General features: G+C 73.1%; 1 protein-coding gene. It reads left to right on the top strand.

Annotation, left to right across the window (positions count from 1 at the left end):
* Nucleotides 1-1,005 (top strand): FUSC family protein (locus ACYVE7_RS34620; RefSeq protein ID WP_460370859.1); only part of this gene is annotated, 1,005 nt, incomplete at both ends.

Below are 1,005 nucleotides of genomic sequence, written 5' to 3'. Positions count from 1 at the left end.
ACGCCGTCGCCGCCGGCCGGCACACCGCGCCCGACGCCCTGTTCGTCTCCGACGAGCCCGCGTTCACCACGGCCGTCGACTACGCGCGGCGACGGCTCAAAGGGCCGCTGCCCGAGGACCCCGACCTGCTCGGACGGCCCGCCCGCTGGCCCGTCAGGCTCGCCGACGCCGTCGAAGAGATGATCTTCACTTGGACGACGTGGCGGTTCGCGCTCCGGCTCGCGCTCTGCGTCGGGCTCGCCGAGACCGCGTCGGCCGTGCTGACGGTGCCGCGCTCCTACTGGGTGGCGCTGACCGTCACCTTCATCCTCAAACCGGACTTCGGTTCGGTGTTCGTGCGGGCGCTGCTGCGCGGGCTCGGCACGCTGGTGGGCGTCGCGATCGCCGCGGCCGTCCTGCTGCTGGTGCTGCGCGGCTGGCCCGCCGTCCCGCTCGCCGCCCTGTTCGGCGGGCTGGTCCCGCTGGTGTCGGCGCGCAGCTACGCCATGCAGACCGCGGCCGTCACCCCGCTGATCCTGGTCCTCGGCGATCTGCTCCACCACGAGCACGCCACCACTCTGGCCACCACCCGTCTCGCCGACACCGCGCTGGGCTGCGTGATCGTCCTGGTCTTCGGTTACGCCCTGTGGCCGGACAGCTGGCGCGTCCAGATCACCGCCCGCCTCGCCGACACCCTCGACCGTTCCGCCGCCTACCTGGCCACCGCGTTCGCCGACGACCCGGCCCGCTCCCAGCACCGCCGCGGCATCCACCGCTCCATCACCACGCTCCGCACCACCCTCCAGCAGACCCTCGCCGAACCACCCCCCGCCAGCACCCGAGCCGCCCTCTGGTTCCCTTCAGTCATCGCCACCGAACAACTGGTCGACGCCATCACCGCCGCCTCGGTCCGCTCCCGCCACGGCCTCCCCGAACCCACCCCCTCCGACCTCAAAACCACCACCACGGCCCTCTCCACCCTCGCCACCTCCATCCGCACCCACCACCCACCCCCACCCCTCCCAC

It is taken from the genome of Actinocorallia lasiicapitis (genome assembly GCF_054778695.1).
This window is presented reverse-complemented; position numbering and strand designations above follow the sequence as displayed.